Annotated in this window: 1 protein-coding gene; it reads right to left on the reverse strand. The window is 42.1% G+C overall.

Annotation, left to right across the window (positions count from 1 at the left end; translation table 11 throughout):
* Nucleotides 1-393: hypothetical protein (locus tag BTV99_RS12670; RefSeq protein ID WP_143507180.1), on the reverse strand; the 393-nt coding region annotated here is incomplete at its 3' end.
* Between the last annotated feature and the right edge of the window lie 70 nt (nucleotides 394-463).

Raw genomic sequence — 463 nt, forward strand, 5'->3', positions numbered from 1 at the left:
GATGCTAGCGCAGCTACGATAACTAGCGTCTATAGATTTAGCGTCTTGGTGAAGCGTGGCAAAAACGGCCTGATAGCTGTTTTTGGGTAGCGCGCGTACGTTTGAATTAAGCGCTAAATCATTTTGAGCAATATGATTTTGTTGTAGAGATAAATCGATGGTTTGGAGTGGTACTGAAAGCACTGACTTTGCTAGATTTTCATTCATGCTCTCATAGTGGATAAATGACGGCTCATAGTGATCAAGAATTTCCTCATGACTGGTGACAAGACCTTCATGCGCTTCAGTTTGCGGCGTGTAGTTTTGAGACTGCAGCGCTGGCATTTTATGATCAATGTCATGATTGGTATCTGACAGCGAGTGCACTATTTTAGCTTTTTGTTTTGGCTGCAAATTTGACATTACTGTCAGATTAATGGGCTTGATGTGTTTAGCAGGTTTGACTTTTATGCGCCGCTTTAGG

It is taken from the genome of Psychrobacter sp. Rd 27.2, assembly GCF_001921755.1.
GTDB classification, from domain to species: domain Bacteria; phylum Pseudomonadota; class Gammaproteobacteria; order Pseudomonadales; family Moraxellaceae; genus Psychrobacter; species Psychrobacter celer.